We start from the raw sequence: 15268 nt of genomic DNA on the forward strand, positions 1-15268 counted from the left end.
ATCTCCTTACTGGGCGCGGACGTAGTAGCGGTAGCCACCTCGGCTGCTGCTGTCGGTGCTGTAGAGCCAGCCGGTCTGGTTGCCATAGGCGCCCACCGCCCCGAATTCGCCGGTACTGGTCGGTAGCCGAAACTCGGTGGTCAGGTTGTAGCTGTACAGATCAGCGGCACTGGCCACGCGCACGTAATAGCTGCTCGACTGCTGGGTAAAGTGCAACCAGCGCCCTCCCGAGAGCGGCAACAGCCAGTAGCCGTTGACCGAAGCGCCGTAGTTCTGGAAATAGTTGTTGGCGTAGAAACGCCCACTGACCAGGTCGAACAGCGCGAAATCGAAGTAGTAGCTGTTGTTGCTCGACTCGGCGATGAACCAGATGAACCGATCCCCGGTGAAGTGGCTGCGCCTCAAGACGATGTTCGTGCCCCACTTCGATGGCCGACCGTTGCGCTTGAAGCGAACGAAATCCTGGGTCTGCACCAGCGTGAACGTGCTCAGGTTCGAGTAAAAACCAAAGCTGCCACTGCCCGGATGCACCCACATGCGCGCCAGCGTCCCGGTGGCCCCGAGGATCTGGCTGGCGGTAGCCACTTCTTCCCAGGCGCTGAAGTCCATCGTGCGGAACACGGCATTGGCACTGGCGGCATAGTAGAAGCCATTCACGAAATGGACGCTGCCAGCAATCAGGGTGTGACCGCTGGGCGGGTCGACCCAGCTCAGGCTGCCATCGGCCGCGATCAGCAATAGCTGACTACCGGAATGGATGATGCCCAGTCCGTTCTCAACATAGGAGGGCTGGCCCGCATCCTGACGGGTGTTGTAGGCGCCGTTGAGGGTATTGTGATGGCCCCAGGTGCCGCTGCCTTCCCAGGTGAGCGCCCAGGTATCGCCGGCGTCATCGGTGCGCAGCAAAGCGCGCCAGCTCGAGTTGTTGTCCACCAGCAGGTAGAGCGATGCACCGACACGCAAGGCACCGCGCGCCTTGGTGATGCGCGTATCGAGCGTGACCGAGAGGTTGATTTCCCGGGTGACGGCGCTGGCCCCGTCCTGCACATACTGGTAGAGGACCTGATTGGCATCGGCCTGGCGGTTGTCGATGGCGGCCACCCCCTGAGGCAGACCCACCACGATACTGTTCCAGGTGTTGCTGAACTGCTCTGCGCCGACCGAATTGAGGTGCGTTGTCCAGGCGCCAAAGGTGGCAGCCGTGCAGACCTGGAAGCGCACCCGCGCCGGACTCGCACCGGAATCGTAGTTCACCCAGCCGACCGTGCGTCCGGAGTCCGAGATCGCTGGATAGAACGGCCCGCTGAAACCGAGCGCACCCACCGTGGCGTTGGCCCAGTTCTGGCCGCCGTTGTTGGAATAGGAAATCCCGTTAGACCCGGAGCGCACGATCACCACCCGCTCGCCATTGACGGCAGCGGCACGGTAAGAGGTGCTGTAGCCGGGCGATTCGCTCAACACAGCGGTGTTGCCAATCGACGGGTAAGGCAGACTGGTCGGTGACTGCCCCAGCACCTCGAAGAGTTCCGGGTAGTCCGCGATCAGGACGGTGCCGCCCTCGGCCGGCAGGTAGCGGCTGGTGTCCATGTTGGGATGGAGCAGCGCGATGGCACCAATCGGGATCTCGCCCGGGAAGCGCCAGGCGCCATCGCCGCGCAGGAAACGCCGGTCTTCGCCGGCCAGTGGCGCCGGGACCATCCCGAGCGAACCCATCGCTGACGGGGTTGCGCCCCCGAAGGCCGCGTAGCGCTGCACTTCCTGGCTGAGTTCATTGAACTTCAGGTCACCTTGCTGAGCGACCCGATCCACCTGGGCGTCCCCGGTGGCGACGACTTCGGCGGATTTCAGATCGGCCGTGGCGATCAGTTCGGCCTTTTGCTGCTGGCCGGTGTCGATCACATCGAACACCGTGGCCTGGCCGCCGACCGCCTCGACGGCCTTGGCCAGCATCACGATGTCCTCGGGCGTGGCACTGGGCGCCAGGGTGTCGATGCGGGTCTGGATCGCATCGATCTGGGCCTGGAGTTGGGTTGAAATGGGCATAGGGCGTCCTATCAAAGATCGAGATTGAGGAGTTGGTTCAACTGCAGGCGGCGGATGCGGCGAAGCACCTCGGTGCTGACTTCATCGAGCGCATCGGCGACCGCCGTGGTCGTGGCTGTCAGCGCCGTCTCCACCTCACTGCGCGTTTGCGCCATGGCAGCCTGCAGCTCGGTGCGCTGCGCACCGAACCCGGCATCCAGCGTGGTCAAGGCCTCGCGCAGACGTAGCACATCCTCCGAGAGCAGGTGGTCGGGGTGCGGCAGCGGCAGATTCAGCACCGGGGTGCGCTCAAGATCCATCGCTTACCTCCCTCAGGTCACGATCACGCGCAAGTTCCGCACGAAGGGCCGGTGCGCAGGCGTCCCCGACAAGGCGAGCTTCACGCGCGTGGTGCGGTCGGCCCCGACACCGACGAGGCTGGTGGCCTTGTAGGTGCGCTCCACCCAGCCGCTGCCGACCTCCACGCCCTTGTCGAGCGCCAGGTCCGTAAAACTGCCGGGTGTGCCGGACTCGGCCTGGACCGCCACACTGGACGTGCCGGGTGTCAGCGCATCGAAGGTCACCGACACATTGAAGGTGGCCGCAGCCGGAATCGCCCGCGAGAGGTAGTCCCCGGTCGCTTCCAGCGTGCCGAACACCAGTTGCGTGCCGGGGTACAGCAGCGGACTGGCGACTTCGGTGCCCGTGAGCTTGGCCGACACCACCAGATTGCCTGAAAGCTTCTCCGACAGCGCCAGCCCCTGGTCTTCCGACAGGGTGTAGATTCGCCCTTGGGCATCGGTTGCCAGGAACTGCACATCGGTGCCGGCGGCCGGACGCTCAACGCCCGCGAGTGCCATCACATCGGACAGATTGGTTACCGTGTACTGGCCCAGAGGCACCGTCTTGGACTGCTGCGTGAAGCGACAGCCCAAGAGCCGAAACGTCAGGTCCTGGGTCTGGTGCGGTGTCCAGGTTATGCCGTTGGAGGACGAGAGCAGCACCCCGATCTGGTAAGGCTGTGCCGTCACCCAGCCGGTGCGTGGATCAAACTTGCCGAGTTCGGCCACCGACACGGCGTGGTTCGCGTCGTCCGTGAGCACCACCAGGGCGTACTCGCGATTCGCTTCCAGCGCCACCGGATCGAGGGTGATGCGGGTCGGGTTGCCATCGGTCTTGATGTTCGAGGCGGCCAACAGTCCCTGGGTCAACACGGTGGTCGTCGGCATCCCCACTTGCGTTTCGCGGATCTGGACGATGACGGGTGCCGATCCTCCCTGTGTAGTGAACCAAAGCTCCAGTCCTCCGATGACGCGCCGCTCGGGTAACGTGAAGGTTTGCGCCAGCGGGTCGACGTTGAACGACCCCCAGCGGTTGGAGACTGTGGTCAGGATGCGACGGCGGGTCTCGGTGACGATCTGACCGCGTCCGACATAGGTGGTCGAGCCATAGCTGCCCCCAGCCCCGAGGAACTCCACGCGCTTGGCCCCGGCCGGAATGGCCGACGGAATCTGGAAACTGCCGGTGAGGCGCCCCGCAGCATTCGCTGCCGTGCCGGCGGGCTGCGCAATCCCGATGCCATCGAAGCGCAAGGCGGCCAGTGCCTCGTTCGGCCCAAACCCCTCGACCTGGTAGGCCACCTGCAGTGCGCGCAGGAATTGCGCTTCCTCACTGCGGGACGCCAGGACCTGTTCCGAGCGACGGGTCTCGACCACTTGCTCGAACACGCCGCTGCCGATGACCAGACGCTCCGTCACGTCCGAGGCCCAGGTGGTGTTCGTGATCGTGAACTGGTCCACCGCCGGATTGAGCGTTACCCGGGCTGGTACCGGCTCGAAGGCCTGGTAGGGGTTGATCTTCATCGAACCTGTGCGGGCCAGCTGCTCGATCACCGGCGTCAGGGTGTAGTCCAGGGTCAGCAGTGCATTACCGTTCTCCTTGGCGTGCTGAGCCGAAGCAGAAATGGGCAGTGTCAGCACCCCGGCCACAATCGCGCCTGTCTGGGCCACACCCTGGTCACGCAAATCGTCGTCGAGGAAGTTGTCGACGAAGAGGCCCTTCTTGGCAGCGGGCTCGCGGATGTTGGCGTCCACGCGCAGGCGCTCCAAGGCCATCAGATCGTAGAGGTCCGCGATCTGGCGCTGCATCGCGGTGAGCTCCGAGACCTTGATGGTGCGAATCGCCACGTTGCGCACAGCAGGTTCCGAGCCACTGCGCCAGTCGTAGGCGATCTCGGCCAATGCCAGACGCGAGGCCGGTACCGTGGGGGCGACGGGATTACGTACCTGGCTGATGCCCTTGATGCGCTCGACCTGACCGTCGGCGGTGAGCGCCAGCACATCGACGCGCGGCAGCTTCCATTGGTAGTCGATGTACATCGTGGAACCCTGCACCACACCCGTGACCTTGAAACCGGTATCGGTCAAATCGGTTGGCGTGATGCTGGCGATGTACTGGTAGGTGACCTGGTAGCTCGATCCCGGTGCGGGTTCGGCGCCACCGGGTGACCAGTCGATCTCATCGCCGACGACCTTGTAGTCGGTGCCCTGGGTGTAGGTGGTCGCACCTTGCTGGATGGTGAGCACTGCCACCACCGTCGGCTCGGTCAGCACATCGCGGCTGCCGGTGAAGGCGCCATGGACCACCGTCTCGGTCTTCTGTTGGGTGACCTTGATGTCGAGCACCTGGGCTAGTGGCGGGCGGTTGATCGTCACCACCATGGAACCATCGCCACTGTCGTTGAACACCTGCGGCTCCGAGGACACCCGCTGCAGATCGGGATCGATGGGCAGACGCAGGCGCTGCGATTGGCTGCGTTCGACCTTGAAGCCGTCGATGTTGGCGCGCCCCTCCGCCACCGAAAAAATGTGCTCTTGGGCGTCGGCATCGATGCTGAGGAATCGGATACCCAGCCCGTCAACGACGTAGTGGCCGTTGGCGTCATAGTCGTAGCGCGCCAGGCCCGCGATCACGCCATCCAGAACCGGAGGCTGACGGCGGTTCTCCAGCAGGCCATTGTCCAGGGCGTAGACCGCGTGGAAGTCACCCGGCTGACCGTCTGAGGTGCCCGCCCCCTCCCAGCCCCAGGCGAGCGTTTCCTGCAGACGCCCGGCACCCGGCTCCTGGTAGTTGCGCACGCCCACCGCCGGTTCGCGCAAGGTGGGATCTTCCAGTTCGGTGACCGTGCGGGTGGAGAACCGCACGCCGACCGCGACACGTCCCTCCGTGGGGACAGTGAAGGTCGCTGCCGGCACTTCGCGCACGGCCCCGCGCAGATAGACGCGGCCCGCCTCCAGCGTGACCAGACCGGTATCCGCATCGATCTGCAGGTTGGCGCCGCTGACGATGTCGCCATCCTTCAACAGCGCATCGGCCACGCCCTGCAGACGGTGGAGCAGGGTGGTTTGGATCTCGTTGAGCTCTCGGGACTGCAGGCCATCGCCGGCACGGAACAGCAACTGGGTGTAGTGCTTGGCCGGGTCAAACAGGTTGTAGTAACGCTCGATCATGGATGGCCTCGCGGATCAGAAAGTGACGACGAATTCGAAGGTCTCGCGCGTCGAGGGCTGGCGCACGATGGGCACCGAGTTCTGCAGCACGAGCAAGATGCCCGGATCGGTGATCTGGGCCGGGATAAAGAACTTCTGTCCAAGTGGCAAAGCGGGGTCGGTCTGGGTGCTGACAAAGAGGCCTTGCTCGCGCACCACGCTGGTGGCGGCATCCTCGAAGTCAAAACGCACGCGGATAAAGAGGTGGTTGGTCGGTTCGGTACTCAGCCGGTAGCGCCCGGTCGGCACCACGATCTCGCCCTCGGGGTCGGCGGCGACGAAATGCACTTCGTCGACCACCCGGCGCCCGACTTCGCGCAGGAGCGCCGTCTGGCCAATCGGCTCGGGCGGATGCGAGACCTTGAAGTGGACGGTGACATCTCCGCCCTCGGGGATGGTGCTGGCCGGCAGACGCCGGATCACGCCCTCACGGGCATTGGCGCTGTAGTCGACATCGAGCAGGTACTCGGTCGCCTCATCGAGCGAGGTGACACGGATATCGGCCAGATGCATAAAACCCAGTTCGATCACCCCGGCCTCGTCAAACGGGGTGCTGATCGCCTTGGTGGTGTCCCACAAGGGGTCGCCTTCGCCCAGGGCGAGGTGCAGGGTTTGTTGTTTGATCGCGGCGGCAAGGGCTGCGCGACCGCTGGCAGTCAGAATCGCCATCGGGTGCTCCAGAAAATGAATGGGGTCAAAAAATCAGGACTGCGTGCCGTGGGCGCTGCCAATCAGCTCGCGGGTGTCGGTCCAGCTCGAAGTCGGCCAGCGCACGCCAGTCCAGGTCTGGCCGCTCCAGACGGCGCGGGTGCTGAGAACCGGCACACGTGCGGGAAAAACCTGTGAAGCGGCGCCGGCTTCAGCGCTACGTGTCAGCAGGCGCAGCAGGCTCGGGCGGGCGTCTTCGAAGACATAGGGAGTGAATTCAGTGAAGCCAGAGATGCAAATTTGCATCTCTGTGAGCGCGCGCCACTCGATCTCGGCCTGGTCACCCAGGGTGAGATCGCCCAGCCGGGGCAGGGGGCGGGTGCGGTACAAGGCGCGACGTGGGGTCCGGCTGTTCACATCGCCCAGCGCCACTTCGGAGAGCACCACCTGTGCCCGCTGGTACAGACGCGGGCGCAAACTCGCTGGGTCAGGCAGCGGGTCCTGAATCAGGCCGTAGGTGCGCGTGAGGGCCAGCACATCCCAGGCGCCGCGCGGATCGCCCAGACGCAGCACGCCCAGCAGGGCATCGGCACGGGCACTGACCCGTGTGCCGGTGGTCGGGATATGCCCTGATGTGATGGCAGCGGCAGGAACGATCAGGTCAGCCGGATACTGAGCATCGAAGCGTTCCAGCACTTCCACGCGGACCAGCCGATGCGGTGTCGCCGACAAACGGTCACCACTGCCGAGCGTGATCGGTGCCCCCGCCTCCTGCCACACAAACCTTGGCAGGTTGGCGTTGGTGTCGCCCAACGGTGTGCTGTCGGACAGCACCACCATCGCTTTGCAGAACTTGCGCTCGGGCCGCAGCCCCAGCGGATCGGCCAGGCCCAGGGCATTGGCCAGCGCGAACAAGTGCGCGTGCAGGATCTCCTCGTTCGGCGTATGGCCCGGGTCGCCCAGGGCTGAGAAGTCGAGCAGATACCGGTCGATCAACCTCGCCACGGCAAAGCGCACCGCTTCGCGGGCCGGGATCAAGGCGATGTCCTGCGCGGGCTGCGCAAATTTGCGCACCCGGCCAAACGACAACTTGGTCTGCCCATCCCGCCAGAACACCCCACTGTGGTCCGACAGCAGCGCCTCGCCCAGCCGGCTCTCGTCCAGCACCAGCCGGCGCAGATCCCAGCCGTGGTAGATGCGTGACAGGCGGGAGCGAGCGGGGGCTGACAACCTGGCAATGGCGATCAGGTTGGCGATTGCCGCATCGTCATCCAACACCTGGCCCGGATCGAACTGAAATTCGGCAAAGTGAATGCCGGGGGTTTCCTGCTCGACCGTGGCGGTCGCACCGATCCACGACAGCGCTGTGGTCAACGCCGCCGGGGTGCCACGCAGGCGTTGCCACCGGATACCTTCCGCGATGGCCCTGCGGGGTTCGGGCAGGTAAGGCAGCAACTCCCCGAGCCCGTACTCCCAGATCAGCCAAGGCAAGAGGCTGTCAGCGGGATCGGTCTTGAAACCGGCCAGCGCCTCGGTGTCACCGGCCAGGCGCGTGAGCAGGTCGGTCGAGACGGAGAGCGCACGCTCCAACACCGTGGCGTTGGGCGGCAGCAGATCGTCGGTTGTCATGCGCCCTCCTGGGGAGAAATACCCCAGGGCGGCGCTTACCGGTCTCTGCCCGCGAAGGTCAGCTGGACGTCGGTCAGGCGCACCGCCTGGGTGCTGTGGATGCGGAGATCGGTGGCCGGTTCGGTGAGCTCGACCTTGTGGACACCGGGCTGCTGCAGTTGCCCGATCAGCCAGGAGCGGGTCAGGTCCCAGCCGAGCACGGCGGCCTGGGCGAGCTCACGGGTGAGACGCGGTACCAGGCTGTCAAACACCGCCATGGGTGTATCGGGGTAGAGCCAGATCTGGGCGGAGACTGTCACCGGTACCAGACTGACCGGGACCACCTCCACGGTGTCGGTCAGCACCCGCACATCGTCACGCAGCACCGTGGCGCGCACGGTTTCCAGCAGCGATTCAGGGACGGTGTCGCTGTGCCCGGTGGGCAGCACGCTGATGCGCACCCGACCAGGGCCGGGGCTGTCGACCGCCACATCAGCCACCTCGGGGGAAGCCGACAAGGCCCAGTAGCGGTAATGCGCCGCGCCTCCTGCGTTGGCAAAGCCCATGATCCGGGCACGGATGCGTCGGCGCAGGGGCTCGTCCTGTTCTTGGGGCAGGCGCGTCACGCCATAGAAGGCACCGAGGTGCTCCAGATCGTTGCCGACCGCAAAGGCCAGCAAGTTGGCCCGCGCCGCTTCGTTGATCCGGGATCGCAAGAGCAACTCCCGGTAAGCCGCCACCTCGATCAGCTTGATCGCCGGGTCGGACGCGAGCAGCGCGCTGTACTGTGGGTAGCGCAGCCGAAACTCGCGCAGCAGCGCGTCGAAGATGTGCTCAAAGCGCAGCGTCTCCAGCACCTGTGGGCTGGGCAGGCCTGCGAGTTCGGGGGCCAAGGTGGTCTGAATCATGGGCGTCCTCCACTGCCGATACTCAGTCCCGACAAGGTGACGGTCTGGCCCTCGAACCCCTGCAGCCGCACTTCGCCTTCCAGGGTCAACTCCACCCAGCCGGCCCGTGCATCGCTCAGACGCACGCGGGTGAGCTTGAAGCGCGGCTCCCAGCGGCGCAGCGCCTCGGCGGTGGCGGCGTAGAGTTCCATGGCCAGGCGCGGGGTGATGGGCTGGTCGATGAGTTCGGGAATGCGCGAGCCGTAGTCGCGGCGCATCACCCGGGTGTTCAAGGGCGTGGAGAGGATGTCCGCGATGCTCTGACGCAGGTGGTCGAGGCCAGCGAGGGGCTGGCCGGTGTGGGTGTTGATTCCGAGCATGTTTCGTTATCCGGCAAAGACATTCGGCGAACCCTGCGCCACCCGTGATCCACAGGCGACCGGATCGCTGATGCGCCCCAGCGCCCGGCCATTGACGAATACTGAAGCACTACCCTGCGCAAGGGCGCTGGCATGGCAGGCTGGCCCACAGCAGTGCGTGGCCCAGCCATCCCCTTGGCGGTGGGCACCGATGCCGTTGATGAAGACCGTGGAACTGGCTCCGGTGGAGGGGCGCGGTGGCCAGCAACCGTGACCGGTGCAGCGATCTCCCAGGCGTGTGGCAGCAGGCATCGCTTTCTCCTTGGTCGCCAACCTTGGCGCAAATGTGCGGAAGGTTCAGTTCAGATCAATCCGGGGTGCGGTCAGGCGAATGCCGGTGTCCGTCATCTCGATCTTGCTGGGTCCGATCTCCAGGACGATCTTGCCGCCGCCGGGCACCGACAGACGCCAGTGGTGCTGTGCTCGGTCGTACTCCATGACCGCACCGTCTTTCCAGAGCGTGCGGGTGATGTCGGCACTGTCGGCCGGCGGCGGATAGGCGTCGCGATAGAGCGAACCCACGACCACTGCCTGATTGAGATCCCCGCCTGGGGCGACCAGCACCACCTGTTCTCCGGGCTCCGGCGCATGCCAGGTCCGGTCAGGTCCCGACCGCACGGTGGCAAATGGCAGCCACGCAGTCAGGATAGGACCGGCCTGCACCCGCACCCGGGCACGTTTGGCGTCCAGTTCGGCCACTTGCCCCAGCATCACCAGGTTGCTCAGTCGCCGCTCGGCCTCGGTCATGTCCTGGTGCAGGTGGCGCTCACTCATGGTGTGACTCCGGTCGGGTCGAGCAGGGGCTGGTAGTCGGGTTCGTGAGGGATGCCAATGCGCGGCACCCAGCTGACGAGCACTTGCAGCGGCAGCTTTCCATCAGGCGTTTCCAAAGGCCGGGTCCAGTAGCTGACATCGAACGACAGGCGCGCAGCCAGCACCGGTGTGTCGCCCTCTCCACCCTGATCGATCTCGGTGCGGGTCAGGCGGGTGCCTTCGACCAGCAAACCAAGCGTCTCATCGAGATCGAGGATGGCTTCGACCGCTTGCGCCAGCCCATCGGCCTCCTCGGCGGCGGTTTCGCCACTGGCGATGATCTCGACCGACAGTTCGAGTTTGCGATAGCGCAGCCCCGGATCGGCGTTGGGCTGATCCTCGATGCGCTCATCGCGGGTGTAGATCACGATCGCGGGCAGCTTGGCAGCAAACAGCGGTGTGCTGCGGTGGATGCTGATCCGGTTGGCGCTGATGCGCGGATCAACCGCCGGCAACTGCGCCACCAGTCGCTCCTTGACCGCCTCACGGATCAGGGTGCGTGGGTGTTTCATGGCCACCGCTCCCCTTGTGCAGCATCAGTTTCAGAAAACCATGTCCATCGGGGCGCACCTCGACGATCAGGTAGAGCACACCTTGCACTGTCACCGCATCACCTTCGGTAGGTGTGGCGGGCAAATCGCTCTGTCGCACCTCCAGCATCGGCTGGACCATGGACACCGGCACACCTGTGCTGGCATCCACCTCCTGGTGGGCGGCGGTGAAGACGCCCAGCCCCGGCAGTGCCTCGGCTTGCCCTTCAAGGTGAAACACCACCGGCTCACCGAAGGTGGTGAGCACGATGGATGACATGGCCCGGGTCAGGTCACCAAAGACGGTCATGCTTTGTCTCCCGCTTACCAGCCATTGCTCGAATGCAGACGAACGGTGAGCGCCGGGCGCTTCACAATCGGCAGCGGGTTGGACTGGGTGTAGATATCCACGCCGGTGCCGTTCGGACGCGCCAACTGGTGGGCGTAGAGCTCCTGGCCATAGGTGCCGACCGCTTCCATCAGGTTCGCCGGGGCGAAGTAAGTGCGGAAGGTGTCGAGCGTACCCAGCGGGAAGGCCACCCCTTCGCGCGGCGGGATCAGGCGTGCCGTGCTGCCATTGGCCAGCGTCACCGTGCCGAAATACTCCTCGAACAGGATGGAGCCGAAACGGAAACCCCGGCGCACATCGTCGCGCAGCGGGTTGGTGCCAGCGGTGCCCTGGTAGAAGGTGTAGGCCTCCTTGACGGTCTTGTGCGCCACCAGCTTGTCGAAGAACTCGGGGCTGACCAAGGCGTGGATGGTGGTCATCATCTCGCCCTTGAGGTTCGCTTCAATCTGGCGGGCCACCTCGGTGCAATGGATGACCATGTCCTCGGTGCCACCAAACACGAAATCCACCTCGGGCTTCTGGATGTCGAACTCGTCATGCCAGTCGTACAGCGTGTTTCCAGCACCATCCTTGGTAATCCCCAGCAAGGCGTTCACACGCATGTACTCCAGCGTCTGCGCGTGCTTGGCGCGCATCCGGGCGAGTTTGCGGGTCATCACGGTGACCAGCGGATCTTCACCAGCGGCCAGACCCAGACCCCGGATACCCTGGATCTCCTCGGGCAGCACCACATCGTTGTGCGGGATGTGGGGTACGGCAAACGAACGCACCGAACGCTTGTCGGTGGTGCCGACGGTTGCGGGTGCACCGGGTGCCACGGCCGGCAGCAGCCGCAGTTCGCCTTCGATGGACTCGATGGTGACGTTGCGCTGCGAAATCGGCTCAGGGGCGAACAGTCCCAGCTGGCCGACGCGGCCATAGGGATTGGGCAGCATCTGAATGGCGGCCGACATCTCGGCCAGCGTGAAGCCGCCGGCGTCGAACGGATTGACGATCACGGTCATATCGAAACTCCTGGGAAATGAGATCAGGCGACCGGACGAACCACGATGCCGTGGGCGGCCAGTTGCTGGTGTTTGAGGGCTTGAGCAGCGGCGTCTGTGACCGAGGCATCGAAGGCCAAGGCGCGGTCGGCGACGATGACCTGGCCACGTGCGAGCACCACCGCCTGGGTGTCGGTGTCACTGGCGGCGACCTGGTGCAGCAGCACGGCACAAGCGATCTCTGCACCTTCCAGGCCTGTCGTCGAAGCGGCTGGCGACAGGGCGTAAATGTCGGTCGCGGTGATGCGGCCCAGCACGGCCCCCAGCGGGTAAGCCGTGCCAGCTTTCAGGGTCACGGTCTCGCGGGTGTAGTCCGGGTCGGACTCGCGTTTGATCAGGTCACCGAGGGTGGTGGGAGAAATCAGGGGTGCAGTCATTTACGACCTCCATAGGCTTGGGCCGCTTTGACCAGTGGGCTGTCAGCGACGGATTGAGGTTTGGTGGGCGCAGGTGCCGGGGCTTGGGCCACGATGTCTTGCGCCACATCGCGTTCGGCCGCCTGCTGCAGCACCGATTGGCGCAGCGCATCGGGGGTGACGCCACGCGCCAGGGCCTGCGCGGGATCGACCGTGACCCCGAGGCGTTTGGCCTGGGCGGCGATCTCGGTCAATTCAGCCAACTGGCGTCGCAGTCGCTGCTCAACCTGGGCCGTGATAGCCGCTTCGTCGAGCGGCGGCGGGGTTTGCGGTGACTGCACCGGGGTCGGGCTTGAGTTCGGGGCGCTGTTCTCTTGGGTGTCGTCCACCGGCGTGACGGGGTTGTGATCATTCATGGAGATCTCCTTCGGGAAGGGTTGGGATCGGGAGGTGGTGCGGGTGGCCGACAGCGCAGCGGCCTTGTTGCGCAGGCTGCGTCCGGCACTCATGGCGAGTTGCCGTTGCAGAGCGGCCAGTGCCTCGGAACGGGTGCCGATCTGATCGGCCAGCCCTGCCTGCAGCGCCGCCTCGCCGCGATAGACGCGGGCCTCGGTGTCGCGGATGGTCTCCACCGTCAGGCGACGGAACCCTGCGACCAGGCTGATGAACTGGTCGTGTAGCTGCTCGATGTCCGCCTGGATGTCGGCAGCGACCGGCGCCGGAAGTGGTGCGTGCGGATGGCCATCGACCTTGTGGGCGCCGGCGTGCAGGAAGGTGTAATTCAGGCCCGCCTTGGCATCGGCGACCGACTCATCGACGTGCACCGCGACCACACCGATGGAGCCCACCTCGGCGGTGCGGGTGAGCCACAGGCGGTCAGCAGCACAGGCAATCGCGTAGGCGGCAGAGAGTGCAGCCTCATCGGCAATCGCCCACAGCGGTTTGCCCGAGGACTGCGCCAACTGCCGTAGGCGCCGGGCCAGGTCGAACACCCCGCCCGCCTCGCCTCCACTGGAATCGATCTCCAGCAACACTGCGCGCACTTGTCCGTCGGCAAAGGCCTGTTCGGCCATGGCCTCGATGTCGTGGTAGCTGGTGAGGCCACTGGCCGCGCCGATATAAGAAGAGCGACGCACCAGCGTGCCGAGGACGGGAAGGATGGCGATGCCCTCCAAGTTCTGGAGGTCACCGGTCATACCGGCATCGACATTAGCCGGCGGTGGCGTGGCGAGCGTGTCGCCCGCCATCTTTCTGGCCACCACCCCAAGGATCACTTCGAGTTTCGGGCGCGCAATCAGGAGCGGCGTCCCGTATAGGCGGGACGCCAGGTAGGGCAAATCAGTCATCGGGATTCCTCAGTTCGAGGGGGCTGGCGGTGGTGCCTGCGCAGGAGCCTGCGGAGGCTCACGCCCAAAGCGCAGCCCCAGACCGTCCTCGCGCCGGTGGTCACCGGCGATCTCGGCATCGACCATCGCAGCATCAAAGCCGCGTTCGGCAATTGCCTGGGTGCGCGACTTGAGCCCCGCCTCGATGGCGTTGATCTCCGCGCGGATGTCTTTGAGGGGATCAACCCAGTCCCAGCGTGGCGGCAGCCAGCTGCAGTCCAGGTAGTCGGCACGCTTGCGCTCGTAATCCGGTAATTCCAGCGCGCCCGAGAGCACCGCCGTATCCATCCAGCGTGACCACACGGCCCGGCACAGCTGAAACACCAGCACCGAATGCTGGAAGGCTTCGATGCGACGGCGAAACTCCAGCAGTGCTGCCCGGGTGTTCGAATAGTTGGCCTTCAACATATCGGCCGAGAGATTCGCGTAGGGCAGGCCCAAGGCGGCAGCCACCTGCAAGAGCGTCCGGTACTGGAAGGACTCGTAGTTGCCGCCGACATCGGCCGGCGTCGAGAAGGTGATGTCCTCGCCGTCGTCCAGGATCTGCAACTGGCCGGGTTCGAGCGGCAGCAGCGGCTCGCCCCGGTCATCAGTTTCGCCACCGTTGTCGAAGTCGCGCTCGGGCCGGCGCACGAAGCCGACGAACATCGCCGCGACCTTCTTGCGGTCCAGTTCGGCATCGTCGTACTGGTCGAGCAGGAACAGCTTCACCAGCGCCGGCGAGAAGCGCGACACGCCGCGCAACTGCCCGGCATCCACCGGATCGACGATGTGCAGCACGGACTCGGCCGGCACCCGCACCGTTTCGCCGGCCAATCCCGGATCGGTGATATCGCCTGGGTGGCGGCGCAGGAAGTGGTAGGCGACGCGCCGACCGATGCGGTCGAACTCGATGCCCTGACGGATGCGGTGCCCGTTCTCCAGCTGCTGGTTGTGATGCAAGGGCAGCATCTCTGCGGGGAGCATCTGCAACTGCAGCGGGACCGACAGGCCATCCTCTGGCCGGCGCGGCCGAATACGGAAGAACACCTCGCCAGCGATGAAGAGTTCACGCGCTGCCCGGCGTTGCTGTCCATAGAAGTCGGTCAGCCCTTCGGCATCGGACTCATCGGTCCAGCGCAGCCACAGGCGTTGCACCCGGTCCTTGAGCACCGCATCACCGATGCCCGACGAGGGCTTGATGCCGGTGCCCACCGCATTGCCCGCCCAGGACTCGACCGCGTTGGCGGCGTAGCCGTTGTTGCGGATGAGATAGCGTGCACGGGCAGTCATGTCGGCCCCGGCCGCCTGGATCAGCGTGTTGACGTGGGCGCGGCTGGCCGCGAAGGTCTTGAGGCGCCGGGCGGATAGGCCACCTTCGAAGCCCCCCACCATGGCGCCCACCTTGCGCCGCAGATTCTTGAGCATCCCCATCACAAGCCCTTCACGGCATAGGTGCGGATGCGTCGGGCACGCGGGCGACCTTCGGCTTGGGCGATCTCGCGGTCAAGGTCATGGAGGGCCGACTGCAGCTCGGCGTCCGACTTGTAGGTCACCCACTTGTCGCCGGCCTTCACGGTGAGCACGCCATTGAAGCGCGCGGCCTGCAGGGCTTCCCGCTGGGCCTTGAGTTGTTCGAGGGTCATGGACAGCACTCCCGGCCAGCGGGAGGCTGGCGGTA

General features: G+C 65.3%; 16 protein-coding genes. All 16 read right to left on the reverse strand.

Annotation, left to right across the window (positions count from 1 at the left end; genetic code table 11):
- Positions 1-6: 6 nt before the first annotated feature.
- The 16 genes from HW932_RS12405 to HW932_RS12480 are packed head-to-tail and all read right to left on the reverse strand — an operon-like array spanning position 7 to position 15233.
- Positions 7-2043 carry a hypothetical protein gene (locus tag HW932_RS12405; RefSeq protein WP_176976796.1) on the reverse strand — a complete coding sequence of 679 codons (2037 nt, stop codon included), beginning with the start codon at positions 2041-2043 and terminating at the stop codon, positions 7-9.
- A gap of 11 nt (positions 2044-2054) precedes the next feature.
- Complete coding sequence (locus HW932_RS12410; protein WP_176976797.1) at positions 2055-2342, reverse strand: hypothetical protein; 288 nt, start codon at positions 2340-2342, stop codon at positions 2055-2057.
- A gap of 12 nt (positions 2343-2354) precedes the next feature.
- Positions 2355-5531 (reverse strand): DUF4815 domain-containing protein, encoded by a 3177-nt coding sequence (locus tag HW932_RS12415; RefSeq protein ID WP_176976798.1) that lies wholly within the window; start codon positions 5529-5531, stop codon positions 2355-2357.
- Positions 5532-5546: 15 nt separating this feature from the next.
- Complete coding sequence (locus HW932_RS12420) at positions 5547-6239, reverse strand: hypothetical protein (protein ID WP_176976799.1); 693 nt, start codon at positions 6237-6239, stop codon at positions 5547-5549.
- A gap of 33 nt (positions 6240-6272) precedes the next feature.
- Positions 6273-7847 (reverse strand): phage tail protein, encoded by a 1575-nt coding sequence (locus tag HW932_RS12425; RefSeq protein WP_176976800.1) that lies wholly within the window; start codon positions 7845-7847, stop codon positions 6273-6275.
- 35 nt (positions 7848-7882) lie between these two features.
- Positions 7883-8734 carry a baseplate assembly protein gene (locus HW932_RS12430; RefSeq protein ID WP_176976801.1) on the reverse strand — a complete coding sequence of 284 codons (852 nt, stop codon included), beginning with the start codon at positions 8732-8734 and terminating at the stop codon, positions 7883-7885.
- A complete protein-coding gene (locus HW932_RS12435) occupies positions 8731-9093 on the reverse strand; it encodes a GPW/gp25 family protein (RefSeq protein WP_176976802.1) in 363 nt (120 codons plus the stop codon). The genes HW932_RS12430 and HW932_RS12435 overlap by 4 nt, the downstream gene beginning before the upstream one ends.
- Before the next feature lie 6 nt (positions 9094-9099).
- On the reverse strand, positions 9100-9384 hold the full coding sequence (locus tag HW932_RS22200) for a PAAR domain-containing protein (protein ID WP_176976803.1): 285 nt from the start codon (positions 9382-9384) through the stop codon (positions 9100-9102).
- 45 nt (positions 9385-9429) lie between these two features.
- Positions 9430-9906: a phage baseplate assembly protein V gene (locus HW932_RS12445; RefSeq protein WP_176976804.1), complete on the reverse strand. Its 477-nt coding sequence runs from the start codon at positions 9904-9906 to the stop codon at positions 9430-9432.
- Entirely contained in the window at positions 9903-10457 is a 555-nt protein-coding gene (locus tag HW932_RS12450; RefSeq protein ID WP_176976805.1) for a hypothetical protein, read from the reverse strand. The genes HW932_RS12445 and HW932_RS12450 overlap by 4 nt, the downstream gene beginning before the upstream one ends.
- A complete protein-coding gene (locus tag HW932_RS12455) occupies positions 10429-10785 on the reverse strand; it encodes a head-tail joining protein (RefSeq protein ID WP_176976806.1) in 357 nt (118 codons plus the stop codon). Before HW932_RS12455 ends, HW932_RS12450 begins: the two co-directional genes overlap by 29 nt.
- Positions 10786-10799: 14 nt before the next feature.
- Complete coding sequence (locus HW932_RS12460) at positions 10800-11828, reverse strand: major capsid protein (RefSeq protein ID WP_176976807.1); 1029 nt, start codon at positions 11826-11828, stop codon at positions 10800-10802.
- A gap of 23 nt (positions 11829-11851) precedes the next feature.
- Positions 11852-12244 carry a head decoration protein gene (locus HW932_RS12465; RefSeq protein ID WP_176976808.1) on the reverse strand — a complete coding sequence of 131 codons (393 nt, stop codon included), beginning with the start codon at positions 12242-12244 and terminating at the stop codon, positions 11852-11854.
- Entirely contained in the window at positions 12241-13569 is a 1329-nt protein-coding gene (locus tag HW932_RS12470; protein WP_176976809.1) for a S49 family peptidase, read from the reverse strand. The genes HW932_RS12465 and HW932_RS12470 overlap by 4 nt, the downstream gene beginning before the upstream one ends.
- Before the next feature lie 9 nt (positions 13570-13578).
- Positions 13579-15015: a phage portal protein gene (locus tag HW932_RS12475; RefSeq protein ID WP_222932345.1), complete on the reverse strand. Its 1437-nt coding sequence runs from the start codon at positions 15013-15015 to the stop codon at positions 13579-13581.
- A gap of 5 nt (positions 15016-15020) precedes the next feature.
- Positions 15021-15233, reverse strand: a complete 213-nt coding sequence (locus tag HW932_RS12480; RefSeq protein WP_176976811.1) for a phage head-tail joining protein — start codon at positions 15231-15233, stop codon at positions 15021-15023.
- Between the last annotated feature and the right edge of the window lie 35 nt (positions 15234-15268).

Origin of the sequence: Allochromatium humboldtianum, assembly GCF_013385175.1 — a bacterium.
In the GTDB taxonomy this organism is placed as follows: domain Bacteria; phylum Pseudomonadota; class Gammaproteobacteria; order Chromatiales; family Chromatiaceae; genus Thermochromatium; species Thermochromatium humboldtianum.

Bases quoted from the DNA above. Each gene is read 5' to 3' on its own strand.
- HW932_RS12430 (WP_176976801.1), bottom strand. From the start codon at position 8,734: ATGATTCAGACCACCTTGGCCCCCGAACTCGCAGGCCTGCCCAGCCCA.
- HW932_RS12405 (WP_176976796.1), bottom strand. From the start codon at position 2,043: ATGCCCATTTCAACCCAACTCCAGGCCCAGATCGATGCGATCCAGACC.
- HW932_RS12465 (WP_176976808.1), bottom strand. From the start codon at position 12,244: ATGACTGCACCCCTGATTTCTCCCACCACCCTCGGTGACCTGATCAAA.
- HW932_RS12420 (WP_176976799.1), bottom strand. From the start codon at position 6,239: ATGGCGATTCTGACTGCCAGCGGTCGCGCAGCCCTTGCCGCCGCGATC.
- HW932_RS12445 (WP_176976804.1), bottom strand. From the start codon at position 9,906: ATGAGTGAGCGCCACCTGCACCAGGACATGACCGAGGCCGAGCGGCGA.
- HW932_RS12425 (WP_176976800.1), bottom strand. From the start codon at position 7,847: ATGACAACCGACGATCTGCTGCCGCCCAACGCCACGGTGTTGGAGCGT.
- HW932_RS22200 (WP_176976803.1), bottom strand. From the start codon at position 9,384: ATGCCTGCTGCCACACGCCTGGGAGATCGCTGCACCGGTCACGGTTGC.
- HW932_RS12410 (WP_176976797.1), bottom strand. From the start codon at position 2,342: ATGGATCTTGAGCGCACCCCGGTGCTGAATCTGCCGCTGCCGCACCCC.
- HW932_RS12470 (WP_176976809.1), bottom strand. From the start codon at position 13,569: ATGACTGATTTGCCCTACCTGGCGTCCCGCCTATACGGGACGCCGCTC.
- HW932_RS12480 (WP_176976811.1), bottom strand. From the start codon at position 15,233: ATGACCCTCGAACAACTCAAGGCCCAGCGGGAAGCCCTGCAGGCCGCG.
- HW932_RS12435 (WP_176976802.1), bottom strand. From the start codon at position 9,093: ATGCTCGGAATCAACACCCACACCGGCCAGCCCCTCGCTGGCCTCGAC.
- HW932_RS12415 (WP_176976798.1), bottom strand. From the start codon at position 5,531: ATGATCGAGCGTTACTACAACCTGTTTGACCCGGCCAAGCACTACACC.
- HW932_RS12475 (WP_222932345.1), bottom strand. From the start codon at position 15,015: ATGCTCAAGAATCTGCGGCGCAAGGTGGGCGCCATGGTGGGGGGCTTC.
- HW932_RS12455 (WP_176976806.1), bottom strand. From the start codon at position 10,785: ATGACCGTCTTTGGTGACCTGACCCGGGCCATGTCATCCATCGTGCTC.
- HW932_RS12450 (WP_176976805.1), bottom strand. From the start codon at position 10,457: ATGAAACACCCACGCACCCTGATCCGTGAGGCGGTCAAGGAGCGACTG.
- HW932_RS12460 (WP_176976807.1), bottom strand. From the start codon at position 11,828: ATGACCGTGATCGTCAATCCGTTCGACGCCGGCGGCTTCACGCTGGCC.